The organism is Micromonospora sp. WMMD987, from assembly GCF_029581435.1.
GTDB lineage: Bacteria > Actinomycetota > Actinomycetes > Mycobacteriales > Micromonosporaceae > Micromonospora > Micromonospora rifamycinica.
Map to the genome: position 1 here is coordinate 5,099,773 of NZ_CP120861.1, position 21,754 is coordinate 5,121,526.

Consider the following 21,754-nt stretch of genomic DNA (forward strand, 5'->3'; position numbering starts at 1 on the left):
GGTGAGGCGTTGTTACTAGTCGGTAATGCTAGCGAAACATCGACATAAAGAGAACAGCCGATCCCCACGCGTCCGGCGCGCATGGTTCCACCGGCGTCGATTAGGTTGTCGGTGCGAACACCCCGATGGAGGGAGTCCACCTCGTGCGACGTGTTTTCACGGCGGCCATCGCCGCCCTGACCGTCACCACCGCCGGCACCCTGGTGACCGGCACCCCCGGCCAGGCCGACGCCCGACCGGGCAAGAGCCGGTCGGTCGCGGTCTCGGCCGCGCCGAAGCCCGGCAGCCCCGGGCTCGGCGACCCCTACTTCCCCGACTACGGCAACGGCGGCTACGACGTCGATCACTACGACGTCCGGCTCCGCTACGAACCGGCCAGCGACCGGCTCAGCGGCACCACCACCATCCTGGCCACCGCCACCCAGGACCTTTCCCGCTTCAACCTCGACTTCCTGCTCGACGTCGAGTCGGTGCGGGTCAACGGATGGACCGCCCAGTTCGCCCGGGAGGGCGTCCACGAACTGGCGGTCACCGCGCCGCGCGGCATCACCACCGGCCAGGCGCTGACCATCGTGGTCACCTACTCCGGCGTACCGTCGGAGACCCTGGTCGACGGCTACTCCGGCTGGACCCGCACCGCCGACGGCGCGCTCGCCGTCAACGAGCCCGAGGCGGCCTGGTGGTGGTTCCCGTCCAACGACCACCCGCTGGACAAGGCCACCTGGGACATCTCGGTGTCGGTGCCCAACGGCGTCGAGGTGATCAGCAACGGCGTCCAGCCCCGGCCCCCGCTGGCCGAGGCCGGCAACCGGATGCGGTGGGGCTGGCGCAGCACCAGGCCCGGGGCCACCTACCAGGCGTTCCTGGCGATCGGCCAGTACGACATCGTCACCGACACCGCCCCCAGTGGACTGCCGGTGACCAACGCCTACAGCACCACGCTGGGCGACCGGGCTCCGGCCGCCCGGGCCAGCATCGAGCGGACCGCCGAGATCGTCGACTGGGCCAGCGGCATCTTCGGGCCGTACCCGTTCGAGGCGTTGGGGGGTGTGGCCGGGCCGGTCGACGGCATCAGCTTCGCGCTGGAGACGCAGACCCGCCCGGTGTACGGCCCCGGCTTCTGGCGACGCGGCAGCAACCCGTACGTGGTGGTGCACGAGAACGCCCACCAGTGGTTCGGCGACTCGGTCTCGGTGACCAACTGGAGCAACATCTGGTTGAACGAGGGCTTCGCCTCGTACGCCGAATGGCTCTGGTCGGAGGCGCAGGGTGAGGGCAGCGCGCAGGAGCTGTTCGACTTCACCTACACCAGCTACCCGGCCGACGACAGGTTCTGGCAGGTCCCGCCGGGCAACCCGGGCGCCGGCGCGGTCTTCGACGACGCGGTGTACGACCGGGGCGCGATGGCCGTACACCAGATCCGGCTGGCTGTCGGCGACGACGCGTTCTTCCGGATCCTGCCCGCCTGGACCGCCGCGCACCGGTACGGCAACGGCAGCATCGCCGACTTCCAGGCACTCGCCGAGCAGATCTCCGGCGTCGACCTGGACCCGGTCTTCACCGCCTGGCTGTTCACCCCCGGCCGCCCCACCCCGGCCAACGCCACCCGCACCGCGACCGCCCCGGCGCAGCCGAAGTCGTGGTCACAGATCCGGTCGGCGCACCAGCTGATGGCGCGCTGACCGACCCCGGCTCGGGCTGCCTGCCCCCGGCACCGGGGCGGGCAGCCCGAGCCGGCCCGGAACCGTCACCTCCGACCCACGCGACGGCTTCGGCCCGGGACGGCTTCGGCCCGGGACGGCTTCGGCCCGGGACGGCTTCGGCCCGGGACAGACTGATATCGAGGTCAGGACGGGGCCAGGTTCAGGCCGACCCTGGTCGGCGTCGAGCGGAGCGGCGTCGAGCATGGCCGGACCGATGGTTCCGGAGAGCAATATGCCTGACGGTCATGAAAATGCCTGCCGGGCATATCCTCTCCTGGAGTCACGTGCTCCCGTGGGGCTGGCCCGACACCCCGGGACACCAGGAGTCCGGACCGGTCGTGCCAGCGGAAGCGGCTGCGAGCCGACCGGGCGCACAGGCGAACGGTGGCGGAGCCGCAGGGGCGGACCGTCGGCCGACCTGGAGACCAGGTCGGCCGACGGCCACCGACGGAACTGCCCGAGACAATGCACCAGCGGGCCGGCCCGACAAACCAGCGGGTCCGACAGACCGGCGGGTCCGACAGACCGGCGGGTCCGACAGACCGGTGAGCCGATGGACCGGCGAAGCCCGACAGACCAGCGGGTCCGACGCACCAGCACGCCGGCCGGAGCAGTCAGGGGTCAGCGGGCGGTGGTCAGCGGGCGGCGAGCGGTTGCCGGGCCGGATCGACCGGGGCGGGCAGCGAGCCGACCCCGCCCAGGTAGGAGTGGATCGCGGCGGCAGCGGCCCGGCCCTCGGCGATCGCCCAGACGATCAGCGACGCACCCCGGTGCATGTCCCCGGCGACGAAGACGCCGTCGGCGTCGGTCTGCCAGTCCGGGCGGGCGTCGACCGCACCCCGCGCGTTGCGGGTCACCCCGAACTGGGCCAGCAGCGGCTGCTCCTCGGTGCCCTCGAAGCCGATGGCCAGCAGCACCAGGTCGGCCGGGAGTTCCCGCTCGGAGCCGGGCAGCGCGGTGACGATCCGCCGGCCGTCCCGCCGTTCCACCGTCACCTCGGCGATTCGGACGCCCTTGACCTGGCCGGTGCCGTCATCCACGAACTCCTGCACCGCCACCGCGAAGACCCGCTCACCGCCCTCCTCGTGCGCCGGGTAGTTGCGCAGCACCCACGGCCAGGTCGGCCACGGATCCCGCTCCGCGTCCCGGCCGTGCGGCGGCTCCGGATAGAGGTCGAGCTGGTGCACCCCGGCCGCACCCTGCCGGTGGGCCACGCCCAGGCAGTCGGCGGCGGTGTCGCCACCACCGATGATCACCACGTGCCTGCCGGCCGCGTCGATCGGCGTACCGTCCGGCAGCACCGCCTGCGCCGGCCGGCCGTCCCCGGCCGCGGCCACCACCCGGTTGGCGGCGACCAGGTGGGTCATCGCCTGGTGGACGCCGCGCAACTGCCGACCGGGCGTCTCCGGGGTGTCCCGCCCCTGGAGCGCCCCGCAGGCCAGCAGCACCGCGTCGTGCCGGGACCGGAGTTCCTCGGCGGTCACGTCGACGCCGATGTTCACCCCGGTGCGGAACTGCACACCCTCGGCGGCGAGCTGCGCCAACCGCCGGTCGATGTGCTGCTTCTCCAGCTTGAAGTCGGGAATGCCGTACCGGAGCAGGCCACCGATCGCGTCGTCGCGCTCGTAGACCGTGACGGCGTGACCGGCGCGGGCGAGCTGCTGGGCGGCGGCGAGCCCGGCGGGACCGGAGCCGACCACGGCCACGGACCGGCCGGTCGGAGCCGGCACCGGACGGGGGTTCAGCCCGCCACGGGCCACCGCCGCGTCGGCGATCTCCACCTCGACCTGCTTGATGGTGACCGGCTGCTGACCACCCAGGCCCAGCACGCAGGCCGCCTCACAGGGTGCCGGGCAGAGCCGGCCGGTGAACTCGGGGAAGTTGTTGGTGGCGTGCAGCGACTCCACCGCGGCGTCCCAGGTCCCCGTGCGGACCAGGTCGTTCCAGTCCGGGATGCGGTTGCCCAGCGGGCAGCCATCGTGGCAGAACGGGATGCCGCAGTCCATACAGCGGGTGGCCTGCTCGCGGATCAGCTCCTCGCCGGCGGGCGGGTAGACCTCACGCCAGTCGCTGATCCGCACCGCCACCGGACGACGGGCCGGCAGCCGCCGGTCATAGCGCAGGAAACCGTTCGGGTCAGGCACGAGCCACCTCCTGGGCGACCACCCGCGTGGCGGGCGGCACCGACGCGGTCAGCGCAGACATCACCGCGTCGTCGACGTCGCGGCCGGCGGCTTCGGCGGCCTTCATGATCTCCATCACCCGGCGGTAGTCCCTGGGGACCACGGCCGTGAACTCACCGACCGCCTCCGGCCAGCGCTTGAGCAGCTCCGCGCCGACCGCCGAGTCGGTCTCCGCGACGTGCCGCTGCACCAGGTCGTGCAGCAGCTCCCGCTCGGCGTCACGCAGCGGGGTCAGGTCGACCAGCTCCGCGTTGACCCGGCCGGTGTCCAACCGGTGCACGTACGCCGTACCGCCGGACATGCCGGCGGCGAAGTTGCGGCCGGTCTCGCCGAGCACCACCACCGTGCCACCGGTCATGTACTCGCAGCCGTGGTCACCGACACCCTCGACGACGGCCACCGCGCCCGAGTTGCGGACCGCGAAACGCTCCCCCACCCGGCCCCGCAGGAACAGCTCACCGCCGGTGGCCCCGTACAGGATGGTGTTGCCGGCAATGATCTGGTCCTCGGCGCGCTGCCCGGTGGCGGCCTCGGGGTCGACGAACGGCGCGGCGGCGTCCGGGCGGACCACGATCCGGCCGCCGGAGAGCCCCTTGCCGACGTAGTCGTTGGCATCGCCGTGCAGCCGCAGGGTCACCCCGCGCGGCAGGAACGCGCCGAACGACTGCCCGGCGGTGCCCCGCAGCACGAACTCCACAGTGTCGTCGGGCAGGCCGGCGCCGCCGTGCCGGCGGGTCACCTCGCCGCCGAGCATCGCGCCGACACTGCGGTGCTCGTTGCGCACCGCCACCTCCACCCGGACCGGGCTGCCGTCGCGCAGCGCCGGCTGGGCCAGCGCGATCAGCTCGTTGTCCAGCGCCTGCGCCAGGCCGTGGTCCTGGGCGCGGACCCCGCGCCGGGCCGCGCCCTCGGGCAGCTCCGGGGTGTGCAGCACCCGGGCCAGGTCGAGGCCGTGGCCCTTCCAGTGGTCGATCGCCGGTGCCACGTCGAGCACCTCGGTCTGCCCGATCGCCTCTTCGATGCTGCGGAAGCCCAGCTCGGCCAGGTAGCCCCGGACCTCCTCGGCGAGGAAGAGGAAGAAGTTCTCCACGAACTCCGGTCGCCCGGTGAAGCGTTCCCGCAGCACCGGGTTCTGGGTGGCGATGCCGACCGGGCAGGTGTCGAGGTGGCAGACCCGCATCATCACGCAGCCCTCGACGATCAGCGGGGCGGTCGCGAAGCCGAACTCCTCCGCGCCGAGCAGCATCGCCACCACCACGTCCCGGCCGGTCTTGAGCTGGCCGTCGACCTGCACGGTGACCCGGTCGCGCAGCTTGTTGAGCAGCAGCGTCTGCTGCGCCTCGGCCAGGCCCAGCTCCCACGGGGTGCCGGCGTGCTTGAGCGAGTTGAGCGGGGACGCGCCGGTGCCCCCGTCGTGCCCGGAGATCAGGATGACGTCGGCCTTGAGCTTGGCGACCCCGGCCGCGACCGTGCCCACGCCGACCTCGCTGACCAGCTTGACGTGCACCCGGGCGGCCGGGTTGACGCACTTGAGGTCGTGCACGAGCTGGGCGAGGTCCTCGATGGAGTAGATGTCGTGGTGCGGCGGCGGGGAGATCAGGCCGACGCCCGGGGTGGCGTGCCGGGTCCGGGCGATCCACGGCCAGACCTTGTTACCGGGTAGCTGCCCGCCCTCGCCGGGCTTCGCGCCCTGCGCCATCTTGATCTGGAGATCGTCGGCGTTGACCAGGTACTCGCTGGTCACCCCGAACCGCCCGCTGGCGATCTGCTTGACCGCCGAGCGGCGGGCCGGGTCGTGCAGCCGGTCGACGTCCTCGCCGCCCTCGCCGGTGTTGGACTTGCCGCCGAGCCGGTTCATCGCGACGGCCAGCGTCTCGTGCGCCTCGGCCGAGATCGACCCGTACGACATCGCCCCGGTGGCGAACCGCTTGACGATCTCGGTGGCCGGCTCGACCTCCTCGATCGGCACCGCCGGGCGCATCCCGGTCCGCAGGGTGAACAGCCCGCGCAGCGAACCGGCCCGGGCGGCCAGCTCGTCGACCTTGGCGGTGTACTGGCGGAACACGTCGTACTGGCGGCTGCGGGTGGCGTGCTGGAGCAGGAAGACCGTCTCCGGGTTGAACAGGTGCAGCTCACCCTCGCGCCGCCACTGGTACTCGCCGCCCACCTCCAGGCGGGCGGAACCGGGGGTACCGGGGGTCGGCCAGGCCTGCCCGTGCCGGGCGGCGACCTCGGCGTGGATCTCGGCCAGCCCGATCCCGCCGATGGTGCTCGGGGTACCCCGGAAGTAGCGGTCGACCAGCCGGGTGTCCAGGCCGACGGCCTCGAAGACCTGCGCCCCGCAGTACGACGACACCGTCGAGATGCCCATCTTGGACATGATCTTCAGGACGCCCTTGCCGAGCGCCTTGACGTAGTTGCGGACCGCCTTACCCGGCGCCACCCCGGTCAACCCACCGGTGGCGATCATGTCCTCCACCGACTCGAAGGCCAGGTAGGGGTTGACCGCCGCCGCGCCGTACCCGATGAGCACCGCCGCGTGGTGCACCTCGCGGCAGTCACCGGACTCCACGATCAGCGCCACCTGGGTCCGGGTCTGCTCCCGCACCAGGTGCTGGTGCACCGCCGCGGTGAGCAGCAGCGACGGGATCGGCGCCAGGTCGGCGTTGGAGTCCCGGTCGGACAGCACCAGGATGCGCACGCCGTCCTCGATCGCCTCGGACACGTGCCGGCAGATCTCGGTCAGCCGGGCCTTGATGCCGGCCCCGCCGTCACGGATCCGGTAGAGCCCGGAGACCCGGACCGCCTTGAAGCCGGGCAGGTCGCCGTCCTCGTCGACGTCGAGCAGCTTCGCCAGCTCGTCGTTGTCGATCACCGGGTAGGGCAGCACGATCTGCCGGCAGCTCGCCGCGCCCGGGTCCAGCAGGTTGCCCTCCGGGCCGATGGTCGACGCCAGGCTGGTCACCAGCTCCTCCCGGATGGCGTCCAGCGGCGGGTTGGTGACCTGGGCGAAGAGCTGGTGGAAGTAGTCGTAGAGCAGCCGGGGCCGGGTCGACAGCGGCGCGATCGGGGTGTCGGTGCCCATCGAGCCGAGCGGCTCCGCCCCGGTACGGGCCATCGGGGCGAGCAGGATCTTCAGCTCCTCCTCGGTGTAGCCGAAGGTCTGCTGCCGGCGGCGCACCGAGTCGTGGGTGTAGACCACGTGCTCGCGGGGCGGCAGGTCGTCCAGCTCGATCAGGCCGGCGTGCAGCCACTCGTCGTACGGCTGGGCGGCGGCCAGCTCGGTCTTGATCTCGTCGTCCGAGACGATCCGGCCGTTGACCGTGTCGACCAGGAACATCCGGCCCGGCTGGAGGCGGCCCTTGGCGACCACCGTGGCCGGGTCGAGGTCGAGCACGCCCGCCTCGCTGCCCAGCACCACCAGCCCGTCGGCGGTACGCCACCAGCGCCCCGGCCGCAGGCCGTTACGGTCCAGCACCGCGCCGACGATCTCGCCGTCGGTGAAGGCGACCGACGCCGGCCCGTCCCACGGCTCCATCAGGCTGGCGTGGAACCGGTAGAACGCACGCTTGTCCGGGCGCATCGCCGGGTCGTTCTCCCAGGCCTCCGGGATCATCATCAGCACCGCGTGCGGCAGGCTCCGACCGGCCAGGTGCAGCAGCTCCAGCACCTCGTCGAAGTTGGCCGAGTCGGAGGCGGCCGGGGTGCAGACCGGGAACACCCGCCGGATGTTGCCGGGCAGGTGCGGGCTGCGCAGCAGCGCCTCGCGGGCCTGCATCCAGTTCCGGTTGCCACGGATCGTGTTGATCTCGCCGTTGTGCGCGATGAACCGGTAGGGGTGGGCCAGCGGCCAGGACGGGAAGGTGTTGGTGGAGAACCGGGAGTGCACCAGCGCGATCGCGCTGTCGACCCGCTCGTCGGTCAGCTCCGGGAAGTACTCCGGCAGCTGGTCGGGGGTGAGCATGCCCTTCCAGGTCATCGTCCGCGCCGACAGCGACGGGAAGTAGGCGGTCACCCCCCGCTCGGCGGTCTCCCGCTCGGCCTGCTTGCGCACGCAGAACGCCACCCGGTCCAGGTCGATGCCGGACAGCGGGGAGCCGGCCGGGCCGGCCGGGGTGTCGGTGAGCCGGTGCGCGGCCAGGAAGAGCTGCCGGATCCGGGGCATCGCCGCCAGCGCGGTCTCGCCCAGCCCGCTCGGGTCGGTCGGCACGTCGCGCCAGCCGAGCACCTCGGCCCCCTCGACGAGGGCGTACTTCTCCACCACCTGACGGGCGCGGGCCTCGCCGCCGTCGTCGTCGGGGAGGAACACCAGGCCGGTGGCGTACTGGCCGGCGGGCGGCAGCGGGAAGTCCACCACCGCGCGCAGGAACGCGTCCGGAACCTGGATCATGATTCCTGCGCCGTCGCCGGTGTTCTGCTCGGCGCCCCGGGCGCCGCGGTGGTCGAGCCGGCAGAGCGCGCCGAGGCCGTTCGCCACCACCGCATGGGAACGCCGTCCGTACAGGTCGGCCACGAAGGCCACCCCGCACGCGTCATGCTCGTGCGCCGGGTCGTACAGACCGGTCGCGGACGGGACCGGCTGCGGGGTGTGCGGGTACGGGAGGGCCACCGGGTCTCCTGTCGTCACTCAGGTTGTTTCATGGTCGGGACGACGTCGGCCCTTGGCAGTCTGTTGAGTCTACGTTAGGGCGGCCCGGGCGGGGCCAGTGCGGATTGATCACACCGTCCAGACTCTGGGACGTGTAGTCTCGCGCGGTGGATCCTGCACACCGCGATCTGTTCGACCGGTTGGAACGCTTCTACGACGCGGTGCCCCGGGACGCCGCCCACCCCGAGGAACACGGCGGCCTGGTGCTCTTTGTCCGAGATGGCGAGGGTTGGCCGTTCTACGCCCGGCCGCGCCTCGACACCACCACGGCACCCTCGCTGGCCGACGTGCACGCCGTCCGCGAACGGCAACGGGAACTGGGCCTGCCGGAGGCGTTCGAGTGGGTGCACGACACCACCCCGGACCTGCTCGCCACCGCCCGTGCCGCCGGGCTGAGCGTCCTGGAGGCACCGCTGATGGTGCTCGATCCGGCCGCCCTGCCCGACCCGGCGACGCTCACCGACGTACCCGTGCGGGTGCTCGACCCGGACGCACCCGACTTCGCGCTCGACGTGGCGGCCCGCCGGGCGGTCGCCGCGGTCGGGTTCTCCGCCGCCGGCACCGCCCGCGGCGACGCCGGCCCCGAGCAGCGCGACGCCGCCATGACCGAACTCGACGTGGCCGCGCTGGACGAGGAGCGGCTCCGGATCGCCGACGGCCGGCGGCTGTCGGTCGTCGCCGGCACCCCCGCCGACGGCGCGCTGGCCAGCGGCATGGCCATGCGGGTCGACGACGTCGCCGAGATCGCCGGGGTGGCCACCCTGCCCGCCGCCCGCCACCGGGGGCTCGCCTCGGCGGTCACCGCCACCCTCGCCCACGCCCTCCGCGACGCCGGCACCGACCTGGTGTTCCTCTCCGCCGGCAGCGAGGAGATCGCCCGGGTCTACCTCCGCGTCGGCTTCCGCCGCATCGGCACCGCCTGCATAGCCGAACCCGCCGCCCTGCTGTGACCACTCCCCCACCGCCCGCCGGGACGGGGAAGGCGGGGAACCGGGGAGTCAGGAGGAGGGTGGGGGACGCCAGGCGGCGGCGGTGGTGGCGGCGCCGGAGAGCAGGCGGGGGCTGAGGGTGCCGAGGGCAGCGTCCCGGGCACGCAGGGCCAGCCGGCCCCGGGTCTGGAGCACCGCCGACATCCGGCGGGTCTGCCGGACCACGGTGGCCGCGCGCGGACGACGCAACCGGTCGTACGCCTGCACGGCGTCGGGAAGTCGGGACTCGCGCAACAGCGACGCCAGGGTGGCCGCGTCCTCGAAGGCCAGGCAGGCACCCTGACCCAGGTGCGGTGGCATGGCGTGGGCGGCGTCGCCGAGCAGCACCACCCCGCCCGGCCCGGCCGGAAAGCCGTACGACCGGGGCAGCGGACGCAGCTCGCGGATCTCCTGCTGGACCAGGTCGTCGGGCTCGGTCGCCGCCAACAGCTCGCCGATCGGCGCGGGCCAGCCGGCGAACCAGCGCTTGAGCAGGGCGAGCTGGGTCCGGGGCGGCTCCGGCCGGGGGGCACCGGCGGCGGTGGCGACCCAGTAGATCCCGCCCCGACGCGAGGCTCCGGAGGAACCCCGTTCGCCCAGCGACGCGGCCACGAACCGGTAGCCGGCGCCCAGCACCTCACCGCCGACCGGTCGGTCGTCCGGCAGGGTCGCCCGGTACCAGGGGATCACCGCCCGCCAGGCGGCACAGCCGGAGCTGACCACGGCGGCCTCCGGGGCCAACTGACGACGCAGCAGGCTGTCGGTGCCGTCGGCGGCGACCACCAGGTCCGCCGCGACGAACCGCCCGTTGTACCCCACCCCGGGCCGTTCCCCGGCGTCCGCCCGGACGCTGTCGACACCGACCCCGGTCCGCAGCTCGACCCGCTCACCGAGGCCGGCGATCAGGGCGTCGTGCAGGTCCTCCCGGTGTACGACCACCGGCATCCGGTCGGCCGGGGTGGGCCGGGGCTGCACCAGCCAGTGGCCGTCGGGGCGACGGATGCCCCCGTCGGGCAGCGGGGTGGCGATGGCGTCCAGACCGGCCCCGAGGCCGAGCACCTGCAACGCGCGTACCCCGTTGGGCCAGAGCACCACGGCGGTGGGCTCCGGACGCACCCGGTCGGCGCGTTCCAGCACGGTGACCTGCCAGCCCGAGCGGGCCAGCGCACCGGCCACCGCCAGACCGCCGAGCCCGGCCCCGACCACCACCGCGCTGCGCACGCCGCGCCCGCTCAGCTGTCCCGGTCGGTGGACCGGTCGCCCGTGCCGCCGGCGCTGGGACGGGCGCTGCCGCCGCCGGCGCTGGAACGGTCACCGGTCGCGGCAGGGTCGTCGCCGGCGGCGGCGGGGCCGTCCTCGGTCACGGCGGACCGGTCGGTCGTCGCGGCGGACGGGTCGGCGGTGTCGGCGGGCCGGTCGGTGGTCGCCGAGGTCCCGGCCGCGTCGTCCGGGGTCGGCTCCGCGGCTGCGTCGCCGGTCGCCGGCACGTCGTCCGCGCCGGGTTCGTCGGGCCGCATCCCGGTCTCCCGGTACGTGGTGAACTGTTCCTCGTCGACCACCTGGTACCCCACCGGGGCGACCGCCGCCGGGGATTCCTTCCCGGTGCGGGACAGGTCGACCTGGGAGACGTCGGCGCCGGTCGCCGCGACGGCCGGGGCGGGAGCCTCGATCGGGATCAGGAACTGGCGCGGCCCCCGTACCCGCAGGAAGTAGATCAACGCGCCGACGAAGACCAGCCCGGCGGTCCACACGTTGAGCCGTACGCCGAGGATGCGGTTCGCGTCGTCGGTGCGCATCAGCTCGATCCAGAACCGGCCGGCGGTGTAGCCCATCACGTAGAGCGCGAAGGCCCGACCGCGGCCCAGCCGGAACCGGCGGTCCACGGCGAACACCAGACCGGCGACGCCGAGGTTCCACAGCGCCTCGTAGGCGAACGTCGGATGGTAGAGGCCGGGTTCCAGGATGGGCTGGTTGGCGTCGTCGCGCAGCGCGTGCCCGGGATTGTCCGGGTCCATCCGGTGGATCTCCAGACCCCACGGCAGGCCGGTCCGACCGCCGTACAGCTCGTTGTTGAACCAGTTGCCGAGCCGGCCGACCGCCTGGGCCAGCGGCAGACCCGGGGCCAGCGCGTCGGCCACCACCGTGAGCGGGATGCCGAGCTGCCGGGCGGCGATCCACGCGCCGACCGCGCCCCCGGCGACCGCCCCCCAGATGCCGAGACCGCCCTCCCAGATGGCGAACGCCTTCCACGGGTCGCCACCGGTGCCGAAGTACTTCTCGGGCGAGGTGATCACGTGATAGATCCGGGCCCCGATGATGCCGGTCGGCACCGCCCACACCGCGATGTCGAGCACCGCGCCGGGGGCCACGCCGCGCCGACGCAGCCGGTACTCGGTCACCAGACAGGCGACCACGATGCCGGCGACGATGCAGAGGGCGTACGCCCGCAGCGGGACCGGCCCGAGCTGCCAGACGGCGGTCGTCGGGCTGGGCAGCGCCGCCAGGGGCGTCATCGAGACGAGGGTCACGGGTGCACAGGCTACCGCTGCGGCGCCCCGCCGTGGCACCCCGGTCCGGTCAGGCCACCGGCCCGACCGCCCGGACGCCCTCGGCGAGTTCGGCGGAGAGGGTACGCAGGGCGGTCAGCCCGGCGTCGAGATCCGGCGCGTCCAGCAGCCGGCGGATCAGCGCGCTGCCCACGATCACCCCGTCGGCGTACCCGGCGACGGTGGCCGCCTGCGCGCCGGTGCCGACGCCGAGCCCCACCCCGACGGGCAGCTCGGTGACCTCCCGCAGCCGGGAGACCAGCACCGGCGCGGCGTCCGAGGTCTGCGACCGGGCACCGGTGACCCCCATGATGGCGGTGGCGTAGACGAAGCCCCGGCAGTGCTCGACGGTCATCCGCAGCCGGGCGTCGGTCGACGACGGGGAGACCAGGAACGTCCGGTCCAGCCCGTACGCGTCCGAGGCGGCCAGCCACTCGTCGGCTTCCTCGGGGATCAGGTCCGGGGTGATCAGGCCGGTGCCCCCGGCCGCGGCCAGGTCCCGGGCGAACGCGTCCACCCCGTACTGCTCGATCGGGTTCCAGTAGGTCATGGTGACCACCGGTGCCCCGGTGGCCGCGACCGCCTCGACGATGCGCACCGTGTCGGCGGTGCGGACCCCACCGGCCAGGGCGATGTCGCTGGCCTTCTGGATCACCGGCCCGTCCATCACCGGGTCGGAGTACGGGATCTCCACCTCGATGACGTCCACCCCGGCCTCGACCATCGCGGTCATCGCGGCGATGCTGCCCTCGACGGTGGGGAACCCGGCCGGCATGCAGCCGACCAGGACGGCCCGCCCGTCGGCACGGGCCTTGTCGAAGGCCACCCCGATCCGGCTCACGGTCTCACTGCTCCTTGTCGAGGATGCCGAAGTACTCACCGGCGGTGTGCACGTCCTTGTCGCCCCGGCCGGAGAGGTTGACCACCAGGACCGGTTCCCGGCCCAGCTCGGCGGCGAGCTGCGGGGCGACCTGCACCACGCCGGCCAGCGCGTGCGCGCTCTCGATCGCCGGGATGATCCCCTCGGTGCGGCAGAGCAGCTCGAACGCGGCCATCGCCTCGGCGTCGGTGACCGGCAGGTAGCGGGCCCGGCCGCTGTCGTGCAGCCAGGCGTGCTCCGGGCCGACGCCGGGGTAGTCCAGGCCGGCGGAGATCGAGTGCGACTCGATGGTCTGGCCGTCGGCGTTCTGCAGCACGTACGTGCGGGTGCCGTGCAGCACCCCCGACCGGCCGCCGGTGATGCTCGCCGCGTGCCGGCCGGTGTCCACGCCCTCGCCGCCGGCCTCGAAGCCGTACAGCCGCACGTCGGTGTCGGGGACGAAGGCGTGGAAGATGCCCAGCGCGTTGGAGCCGCCGCCGACGCAGGCGAGGACCGCGTCCGGCAGCCCGCCGGTCAGGTCGAGGCACTGCCGACGGGCCTCGTCGCCGATGCCGCGCACGAAGTCCCGGACCAGCTCCGGGAACGGGTGCGGGCCGGCGGCGGTGCCGATCAGGTAGTGGGTGTCGTCGACGTTGGCGACCCAGTCCCGCATCGCCTCGTTCATCGCGTCCTTGAGGGTGCGCGAGCCGGTGGTCACCGGGACGACGGTGGCCCCGAGCATCCGCATCCGGGCCACGTTGAGCGCCTGCCGCTCGGTGTCCACCTCGCCCATGTAGACCACGCAGTCGAGGTCGAACAGGGCGGCGGCGGTGGCGGTGGCCACCCCGTGCTGGCCGGCACCGGTCTCGGCGATCACCCGCCGCTTGCCCATCCGTCGGGTGAGCAGCGCCTGACCCAGCACGTTGCGCACCTTGTGCGCGCCGGTGTGGTTGAGGTCCTCCCGCTTGAGCAGCACCCGGGCGCCGACCTTGGCGGAGAACCGCTCGGCGGAGTAGAGCAGCGAGGGGGTGCCGGCGTAGTCGCGCAGCAGGGCGTCGAACTCGGCGCGGAACTCCTCGTCGGTCATCGCCTTGCGGTACGCCGCGTCCAGCTCGTCGAGCGCCGCGACCAGCGCCTCGGGGACGAACCGGCCACCGAACCGGCCGAAGTGGCCGGCGGAGTCGGGGAACTGACCGGCCGGGGCCGACACGTCGGCGCTCATGCCGCCGCTCCCCGGCCCGTCGCGTGCCGACGCGCCGTCGCGTCGCCGGTGACGAATCGCTCGCGCTCGCTCATCGCGATGTCCTCTCGCTGCGCGGATCTGCCCGTCGGGTCAGCGGGTCGGGCGGGGCGTGGCCGGGTGGTTCCCGGCGTTGACCAGCTCGGCGACCGCCTCGCGGGGGCTCTTCTGGGTGACCAGCCCCTCGCCCACCAGGACGGCGTCGGCGCCGGCCGAGGCGTACCGGATCAGGTCGTGCGGACCCCGCACGCCGGACTCGGCGATCTTGACGACGCTGCTGGGCAGGCCGGGGGCGATCCGCTCGAACACGGACCGGTCGACCTCCAGGGTACGCAGGTTGCGGGCGTTGACCCCGATCACCTGCGCGCCGGCCTCCAGCGCCCGGTCGGCCTCCTCCTCGGTGTGCACCTCGACCAGCGCGCACATGCCGAGCGACTCGATCCGCTCCAGGAGCCCGACCAGGGCGTTCTGCTCCAGCGCGGCGACGATCAGCAGCACCAGGTCGGCCCCGTGCGCCCGGGCCTCGTGCACCTGGTAGCTGGAGACCACGAAGTCCTTGCGCAGGACCGGCACCGTGACGGCGGCACGGACCGCGGCCAGGTCGTCGAGCGAGCCGCCGAACCACCGCCCCTCGGTCAGCACGCTGATCACCCGGGCGCCGCCGGAGGCGTACTCCCCCGCCAGCTCGGCCGGGTCGGCGATCTCGGCCAGTCGGCCCCGGCTCGGCGAGGAACGCTTCACCTCGGCGATCACGGCCACGCCGGGCTTGCGCAGGGCCGCGTACGCGTCCAGCGGTGGCGGCGCGGCGGCGGCCAGCTCACGGATCCGCTCCAGCGGAATCTGCTCCTGCCGCCGTGCCACGTCCTCGCGCACGCCGGCCAGGATCTCGTCGAGCACGCTTCCGGACGCCGCCGAACCGGCCCCGTCCCCCTCTGCGTGCGCATGATCAGCAGTCACCAACGGACTCCCCTCTCCGGGTGTCATGGGCCGATGCTAGGGGGCGCCACCTGGCGACATGTGCCGGGGGTATGGCGCTCCTCACGAGATGGGCTGTGGCATGATGCCCGACCTCCGGTGAACGGAATGTCACGCAGCGCCACCGTGCCCGTCGGACGGTGTCATCGACATCTGTCGTCCGGGGTGCGTCGGACCATCGATCGATGCCCATACGCTATGAGATCACGATCCGCTCCACCGCGCAGCTCGGACCGGTCGCCGACCCGCTGTGACCAAGGTCAATAATGCCCGTCCGGTGCAGGTGGGGACCGTTGACCCCGCCGTCACCCGGGCGAAACGTGAACCCCGCAGCATCGGTGTCGGGCAGACTCGACGATGCGCCTGCCCACCACCGGATCTCATCGTGCGGGGTGACCTATGAGCACTGCGGGGCCGAACGCCGGCATCGGACTCACCACCATCTCCCGGACGGTCGCCTCGCTGGCCGTCGAGGTGGTGCACACCCTCGAACGCGTCGTGGCCGGTGAGGGCCAGGTTCGGACCGCCCGGGGTAACGCCTGGGAGGCCGTCTGCGCCGACCGGGCCCGCGCGGGGCAGCGCGCCGAGCTGGACCGCCTGGTCGCGGAACTGGCCGCCGGCCGGGGCACGACCCCGGCCGGGTCGACCGTCACCCGGGCCACGACCCGGGTCGAACTGGCCGCCACCCGGGCCACCACCCCGGCCGGGTCGACCGCCAGCCGGGCCACGACCCGGGTCGAACCGGCCGCTACCCGGCGCTCGACCGGGGACCGGTCCACCGCCGGACAGCGGTCGGCGACCCGCACCCCGCAGCCGGTCAGCTGACCGTCGGGTCCTCACCCCGGTCGAGCGCGTCCCACGCCTCGCGGGTGCCCCGGTCGGCGATCGGCCGCCCGTCGGGCCGCGCCGGCCCACCGGTACGCGCCGGCCGCTCGTAGCGGGCCCCCATCGCCGGCCAGTGCCCGCCGCGCCGCGCGGTGAGCAGCCCACCGCCGGCCGCCACCAACCCGCCGAGCAGGCAGAGCGCCGGCCACCGGCGGTGCACCTCGACGCCGAGATCGGCGGTCAGCCCGTAACCGGCACCGGCCGCCACCGCCAGGCCGAGCAACGCGACCAGCCCACCCAGCGACCGCCGGACCCGCCCCCGGGTGGCCAGCACCGCACCGCCGCCCGCCAGGGCGACCAGCCCCAACGCGGGGAGCCAGGGCAGCAGCTCCGCCCCGGAACGCTCCTGCCGGGCCGCCGGCAGCGCACCCCGGGCGAGCACCTCCACCGCCCAGGTCCGGGTCGCCGCCCAGCAGGCCAGGCCCGCCCCCGCCAGGCAGAGCAGCACCGCGTACGTCAGCTCGCGCCGCCCGCCCGGAGTGCTGCCGGCGGCCGTCGTCGCGGCGGTCCCGGTGCCGCTCACCGGGCGGGTCGCAGGGTTTCGGCGGCGGCGATGGCGGCCAGCACGGCGGCGGCCTTGTTCCGGGTCTCCTGGTCCTCGGCGGCCGGATCGGAATCGGCCACCACCCCCGCCCCGGCCTGCACGTACGCCCGGCCGTCACGGATCAGCGCGGTACGGATCGCGATCGCCATGTCGAGGTCGCCGCCGAACCCGAAGTAGCCCACGGTGCCGCCGTAGAGGCCCCGCCGGACCGGTTCCAGCTCCTCGATGATCTCCATGGCCCGGACCTTCGGCGCCCCGGACAGGGTGCCGGCCGGAAAGGTGGCGGCCAGCGCGTCGAAGGCGGTCCGGTCGTCGCGCAGGACGCCCACCACCGTGGAGACGATGTGCATGACGTGGCTGTACCGCTCGATGGTGGCGAACTCCGGCACCTGGACGGTGCCCGGCCGGCACACCCGGCCCAGGTCGTTGCGGCCCAGGTCGACCAGCATCACGTGCTCGGCCCGTTCCTTCGGGTCGGCCAGCAGTTCGGTGGCGAGCCGGGCGTCGGCCGCCGGGGTGGCCCCGCGCGGGCGGGTGCCGGCGATCGGGTGCAGCATCGCCCGACGCCGCCCGTCGGCGTCGGCGTTGACCTTCAGGTGCGCCTCCGGGGACGAGCCGACGATGTCGAACCCGTCGAACCGCAGCAGGTACATGTACGGGCTCGGGTTGGTGGTCCGCAGCACCCGGTAGACGTCCAGCGGGTCGGCGTCGGTGGCCCGCTCGAACCGCTGGGCCAGCACGATCTGGAAGCACTCGCCGGCCCGGATCGCCTCCTTCGCCGCCTCGACCGCCTTCGGGTAGTCGCCCTCGGCGGTCCGGCTGACCACGTCGCCGGCCGGCGGCCGGTCCACCGTCGAGATCATGGGCGGAATCGGTCGGGACAACGCGGTGGTCATCGCGTCGAGCCGGCCGACCGCGTGGTGGTACGCGGCGGTGACCCGGTCCGCCCGGTCCGGATCGTCCGGCGGCGGCAGCACCGCGTTGGCGACCAGGATCGCCGAACCGTCGTAGTGGTCCAGCACCACCAGGTCGGTGGCGAGCATCATGCCCAGCTCCGGCACCCCGAGATCGTCCTCGGTGAACTCGGGTAGCCGTTCGAACCGGCGGATCAGGTCGTACCCCAGGTAGCCCACCATGCCGCCGGTCAGCGGGGGCAGACCGGCGGCCGGGTCCGGCATCCCCCCGGCGAGCGCCGTGACGGTCTCCCGCAGCACGTGCACCGGATCCCCGGTGACCGGCACGCCGGCCGGCGGGGTGCCGGTCCAGCTCGCCACGCCGCCCCGCTCGACCAGGGTGGCGCTGCTGCGCACCCCGATGAAGGAGTACCGCGACCAGGCCATCCCGGCCGAGCCGACCCCCTGCTCGGCGGACTCCAGCAGGAAGGTGCCCGGCCCGCCGGCCAGCTTGCGGTAGACCCCGACCGGGGTCTCCGCGTCGGCCAGCAGTCGACGGGTCACCGGCACCACCCGCCACCGGGCCGCCGCCTCGACGAACGTCGGCAGGTCCGGGCTGAGCGCACCGTCGGTCATGAGATCGCCCCCTGGGTGGTGACCGGGAGTTCGGTGAAGAAGCAGGTGCGCTCGCCGGTGTGGCAGGCCGCGCCGACCTGGTCCACGCCGACCAGCACCGCGTCGCCGTCGCAGTCCAGCGCCACCGAGCGGACGTACTGGTGGTGGCCGGAGGTGGCGCCCTTGACCCAGTACTCCCGGCGGCTGCGCGACCAGTAGGTGGCCCGCCCGGTGGTGAGGGTACGGTGCAGCGCCTCGTCGTCCATCCAGGCGACCATCAGCACCTCGCCGGTGTCGTGCTGGCGCACGACCGCGGCGACCAGGCCGTCCGGGGTGCGACGCAGCCGGGCGGCGATGGCCGGGTCGAGACGGGACGGGCGGACCGCGCCGGCGGGTCCACCGGCGCTGGGAGCGGAGTCAGGTACGGGCACAGTTACCGATTGTCCCGCACGCGGCGCGGGCACCTGCGCCCCGTCCCCGACCGCCCGGGACAGCTGGGCGACGTACCGCTCCAGCCGGCCGTCGGACAGGGCCAGGGCCAGGTCCGGGCCGGTCGTCTCGGCGATCCGGTCGGCGTACGGGCGGACCAGCGGGAGCACCCCGGCCACCAGCCGGGTCGCGGCGGCGGCGACCTCGCCGACGCCGCCGGGGCGTACCCCCAGGCAGAGCAGCATGTCGTCGCGGTAGCCGGGCGGGGCGACCGGCAGGTCCAGGGCGGCGGCGAAGGCGACCCGCCGGGACGCCACCCGCACCCCCGGGTTGGCCAGCCGCAGGACGCTCGGGCAGAGCCGGGCCAGGTCGGCGGCGGCCAGCCGGACGCCGAGCGGGTCGGCGGCGGCGCAGGCCCCCGCCACCTTGCCGAGGGTGGCGACGAACTCCTCCAGGCGGGGCTGGTCGGCGGGCTGGCAGAGGACCGGCAGGTCGATCCGGGGCCGCCAGGTCGGGTCGGCCCAGAGCAGCCGGGCGGGGGTCGTCACCGGTAGCCCGAACGCCCACTCGGCCGGCTCGCCGAGCCGGTCGACCCAGGTGCGCACGTCCCAGGCGGCCACCGAGACGTGCACGATCCGCCCGTCGACCTCGGCCAGGTAGGCCCGCCGGGCGTCGTACGGCGGGGTGGGTGCGGCGGCCGCGGTAACCAGGACGTCGAGATCGACGTCGCTGTACGCGGTGGCGGCGCCCCGGGCGTGGCTGCCGCGCAGCAGGATTCCGACCACGGGACGGTCGGCGGACGCGCGCAGCCGGTCGGTCCAGTCGGCCAGGAAGGCGGCCTCCGGCAACGGAGCGTGATCCACCGCGCCATCGTGCCGCACGCCCGATCGGTGCGCAATGCCCGAAGGCGGACCACCTGTCCGGTCCGGAGGCTAGCGCCCTATCCGAAGGCTGATGCCCTGGTCCGAAGGCTAGCGCCCGATCCGGCGGTCCGACGCCGACCATGGCACCGGCGTGTCGGGTCCTGCCGGCAGCCCGCCCACCGGCACACCGGCCGCCGGGACCGGTCGGTGACAGGGCGTTGCGGAACGGCGAGTAATTCATCTACCGTTGAGTTCAACAACCGATGAATTACTGAGGAGGCGCGATGGACGACGCCATCGCCGTCCGCGACCTGGTCGTCGACCGGGGCCGGCGACGGGTGCTGGACGGCATCGACTGCACGGTGCCGCGGGGCGCGGTCACCGGACTGCTCGGCCCCAGCGGCAGCGGCAAGACCACCCTGATGCGCGCCGTGGTCGGGGTGCAGACCATCAGCTCGGGCACGGTCACCGTGCTGGGCCACCCGGCCGGCGCGGTCGACCTGCGCCACCGGGTCGGGTACCTCACCCAGGCCCCCAGCGTCTACGCCGACCTGACCGTCCGGGAGAACGCCCGGTACTTCGCCGCCCTCCAGGGACGCGCCGCCACCGACGCGGACCGGGCGGTCGCCGACGTCGGCCTGGCCGCCGCCGCCGGCCAACTGGTCGGCACCCTCTCCGGCGGGCAACGCAGCCGCGCCTCACTGGCCTGCGCGCTGGTCGGCGAACCGGAACTGATCGTCCTGGACGAACCCACGGTGGGCCAGGACCCGGTGCTGCGGGCCGACCTGTGGGCCCGGTTCCACGCCCTCGCCGCCACCGGGACCACCCTGCTGGTGTCCAGCCACGTGATGGACGAGGCGGCCCGCTGCGACCGGCTGCTGCTGATCCGCCACGGCCGGCTGATCGCCGACGACACCCCGGACGCGGTACGCGCCGCGACCGGGGTGGACGACCTGGAAGAGGCGTTCCTGCGCCTGATCCGGGCCACCGGGACCGACCCCTCGACCACCCGGGAGGCGGCGTGAACCCGACGATCCTGGCCGCCACCACCGCACGCATCCTGCGCCAGCTCCGGCACGACCGGCGCACGGTGGCACTGCTGGTGGTGGTGCCGACGGTGCTGCTCACCCTGGTCTACTACATGTACGCCGACCAGCCCGCCCCACCCGGCCGGCCGGCCCCCTTCGACCGGGTCGCCCTGGTGATGCTGGGCTTCTTCCCGTTCATCATCATGTTCCTGGTGACCAGCATCGCGATGCTCCGCGAACGCACCAGCGGGACGCTGGAGCGACTGCTCACCACCCCGCTGGGCAAACTCGACCTGCTCTTCGGCTACGGCATCGCGTTCGGGCTGGCCGGGGTGGTCCAGTCGACCGTCGCCGCCGCCGCGGCGTACCAGCTGCTCGGGCTCACCACGGCCGGATCCGCCGGGCTGGTCGTCGGGATCGCCGCGGTCAACGCGGTGCTGGCCGTCGCGCTGGGGCTGCTGTGCAGCGCGTTCGCCCGGACCGAGTTCCAGGCGGTGCAGTTCATGCCGGTGGTGGTCGCCCCGCAACTGCTGCTGTGCGGGCTGTTCGTCCCCCGGGGGCAGATGGCCGGCTGGCTCCAGGCGGTCAGCGACGCACTGCCCCTGTCGTACGCGGTGGAGGCCCTCCAGGAGGTCGGCGCGCACGCCGAACCCACCGGCCTGATGTGGCGGGACATGACGATCGTGGCCGGCGCGGCCCTGGCGGCCCTGGTGCTGGCGGCGGCCACCCTGCGCCGGCGCAGCGGGTGAGGCCGGTGACCCGACGGACCGGCCGTCGTCCCGGCAACCCGGACACCCGCGAGGCGATCCTCACCGCCGCCCGGTCGGCCTTCGCCGAACGCGGCTTCGACGCGACCTCGATCCGACAGATCGCCACCGTCGCCGGGGTCGACCCGGCCCTGGTGCACCACTACTTCGGCAGCAAGGAGGACCTGTTCCGGGCCACCGTCGACATCCCGGTGGACCCCGCCGTGCTCCTGCCCGCCGTCCTGGTCGGCGACCCGGACGGGACCGGGGAACGGCTGGTCCGCACGTTCCTCGGGGTGTGGGACTCGCCGGCCGGAGCGGCGGCGGTGGCCCTGCTGCGCTCGGCCGCCGACAACGAGTGGACCGCCCGGCTGATGCGTGAGTTCCTGGTCACCCAGGTGCTGCGCCGGGTGCTCGACCATCTCGACCTGCCCCCGGCGGAGCTGCCGATGCGCGGCGCGCTGGTGGCCACCCAGATGATCGGGCTGGCCATGATGCGCTACGTCATCCGCCTGGAACCGGTCGCCTCCGCCACCCCCGACGCCCTGGTAGCCACCCTCGGCCCCACCATCCACCGCTACCTCACCGCCCCGCTGCCACCCTCCACCCCCTGATCCGCTCCTGCACCC

14 protein-coding genes and 3 pseudogenes are annotated in these 21,754 nt (G+C 74.0%); 6 read left to right on the forward strand and 11 right to left on the reverse strand.

All coding sequences use genetic code 11. The annotated features are described in order from the left end of the window. Positions 1 to 143 precede the first annotated feature (143 nt). Entirely contained in the window at positions 144 to 1,682 is a 1,539-nt protein-coding gene (locus O7612_RS21385; protein ID WP_282266895.1) for a M1 family metallopeptidase, read from the forward strand. 656 nt (positions 1,683 to 2,338) lie between these two features. Here the strand turns inward: O7612_RS21385 and O7612_RS21390 are convergent. Next, entirely contained in the window at positions 2,339 to 3,847 is a 1,509-nt protein-coding gene (locus O7612_RS21390) for a glutamate synthase subunit beta (protein ID WP_282266896.1), read from the reverse strand. Next, on the reverse strand, positions 3,840 to 8,495 hold the full coding sequence (gene gltB / locus O7612_RS21395) for a glutamate synthase large subunit (RefSeq protein WP_282266897.1): 4,656 nt from the start codon (positions 8,493 to 8,495) through the stop codon (positions 3,840 to 3,842). The genes O7612_RS21390 and gltB overlap by 8 nt, the downstream gene beginning before the upstream one ends. A 146-nt stretch (positions 8,496 to 8,641) precedes the next feature. Between gltB and O7612_RS21400 the strand changes: the two genes are divergently transcribed. Further along, positions 8,642 to 9,484, forward strand: coding sequence for a GNAT family N-acetyltransferase (locus O7612_RS21400; protein WP_282266898.1), 843 nt, complete (start codon positions 8,642 to 8,644; stop codon positions 9,482 to 9,484). Between the two features lie 48 nt (positions 9,485 to 9,532). On the opposite strand, the gene O7612_RS21405 is transcribed toward O7612_RS21400, so the two are convergent. The 5 genes from O7612_RS21405 to trpC form a co-directional block, all read right to left on the reverse strand. Further along, entirely contained in the window at positions 9,533 to 10,723 is a 1,191-nt protein-coding gene (locus tag O7612_RS21405) for an NAD(P)/FAD-dependent oxidoreductase (protein WP_282266899.1), read from the reverse strand. An 11-nt stretch (positions 10,724 to 10,734) separates the two neighbouring features. After that, entirely contained in the window at positions 10,735 to 12,030 is a 1,296-nt protein-coding gene (lgt, locus tag O7612_RS21410; protein ID WP_282266900.1) for a prolipoprotein diacylglyceryl transferase, read from the reverse strand. Positions 12,031 to 12,079: 49 nt separating this feature from the next. Beyond that, the gene (gene trpA, locus O7612_RS21415) at positions 12,080 to 12,889 is read right to left on the reverse strand and encodes a tryptophan synthase subunit alpha (protein ID WP_282266901.1); all 810 of its coding nucleotides are present in this window, start codon (positions 12,887 to 12,889) and stop codon (positions 12,080 to 12,082) included. Between the two features lie 4 nt (positions 12,890 to 12,893). Further along, positions 12,894 to 14,129 (reverse strand): tryptophan synthase subunit beta, encoded by a 1,236-nt coding sequence (gene trpB, locus O7612_RS21420; protein ID WP_282266902.1) that lies wholly within the window; start codon positions 14,127 to 14,129, stop codon positions 12,894 to 12,896. Positions 14,130 to 14,240: 111 nt separating this feature from the next. After that, positions 14,241 to 15,044: an indole-3-glycerol phosphate synthase TrpC gene (gene trpC, locus O7612_RS21425; protein ID WP_282273988.1), complete on the reverse strand. Its 804-nt coding sequence runs from the start codon at positions 15,042 to 15,044 to the stop codon at positions 14,241 to 14,243. Between the two features lie 477 nt (positions 15,045 to 15,521). Between trpC and O7612_RS21430 the strand changes: the two are divergent. Continuing rightward, positions 15,522 to 15,734 (forward strand): annotated as a pseudogene (locus tag O7612_RS21430) (hypothetical protein); the annotation flags it as partial. Positions 15,735 to 15,939: 205 nt separating this feature from the next. Here the strand turns inward: O7612_RS21430 and O7612_RS21435 are convergent. The 4 genes and pseudogenes from O7612_RS21435 to O7612_RS29485 form a co-directional block, all read right to left on the reverse strand. Further along, a complete protein-coding gene (locus O7612_RS21435) occupies positions 15,940 to 16,530 on the reverse strand; it encodes a Trp biosynthesis-associated membrane protein (protein ID WP_282266903.1) in 591 nt (196 codons plus the stop codon). Beyond that, positions 16,527 to 18,080, reverse strand: coding sequence for an anthranilate synthase component I (locus O7612_RS21440; RefSeq protein WP_282266904.1), 1,554 nt, complete (start codon positions 18,078 to 18,080; stop codon positions 16,527 to 16,529). The genes O7612_RS21435 and O7612_RS21440 overlap by 4 nt, the downstream gene beginning before the upstream one ends. Further along, positions 18,077 to 18,439 (reverse strand): annotated as a pseudogene (gene hisI, locus O7612_RS21445) (phosphoribosyl-AMP cyclohydrolase); the annotation flags it as partial. The pseudogene hisI and the gene O7612_RS21440, both read right to left, overlap by 4 nt. Positions 18,440 to 18,649: 210 nt before the next feature. Further along, positions 18,650 to 19,369 (reverse strand): annotated as a pseudogene (locus tag O7612_RS29485) (phosphoribosyl-AMP cyclohydrolase); the annotation flags it as partial. 266 nt (positions 19,370 to 19,635) lie between these two features. Between O7612_RS29485 and O7612_RS21455 the strand changes: the two are divergent. Genes O7612_RS21455 through O7612_RS21465 form a run of 3 tightly spaced genes read left to right on the forward strand, consistent with a single transcriptional unit; the run spans position 19,636 to position 21,739 of the window. Further along, positions 19,636 to 20,376 carry an ABC transporter ATP-binding protein gene (locus O7612_RS21455; protein ID WP_282266905.1) on the forward strand — a complete coding sequence of 247 codons (741 nt, stop codon included), beginning with the start codon at positions 19,636 to 19,638 and terminating at the stop codon, positions 20,374 to 20,376. Beyond that, entirely contained in the window at positions 20,373 to 21,128 is a 756-nt protein-coding gene (locus O7612_RS21460) for an ABC transporter permease (protein WP_282266906.1), read from the forward strand. The genes O7612_RS21455 and O7612_RS21460 overlap by 4 nt, the downstream gene beginning before the upstream one ends. A gap of 5 nt (positions 21,129 to 21,133) precedes the next feature. Continuing rightward, on the forward strand, positions 21,134 to 21,739 hold the full coding sequence (locus O7612_RS21465; RefSeq protein WP_282266907.1) for a TetR family transcriptional regulator: 606 nt from the start codon (positions 21,134 to 21,136) through the stop codon (positions 21,737 to 21,739). The last annotated feature ends 15 nt before the right edge of the window (positions 21,740 to 21,754 follow it).

Coding starts and splice junctions, on each gene's coding strand:
- trpB (WP_282266902.1), bottom strand. CDS start 14,129: ATGAGCGCCGACGTGTCGGCCCCGGCCGGTCAGTTCCCCGACTCCGCC.
- O7612_RS21440 (WP_282266904.1), bottom strand. CDS start 18,080: ATGACCGACGGTGCGCTCAGCCCGGACCTGCCGACGTTCGTCGAGGCG.
- O7612_RS21455 (WP_282266905.1), top strand. CDS start 19,636: ATGGACGACGCCATCGCCGTCCGCGACCTGGTCGTCGACCGGGGCCGG.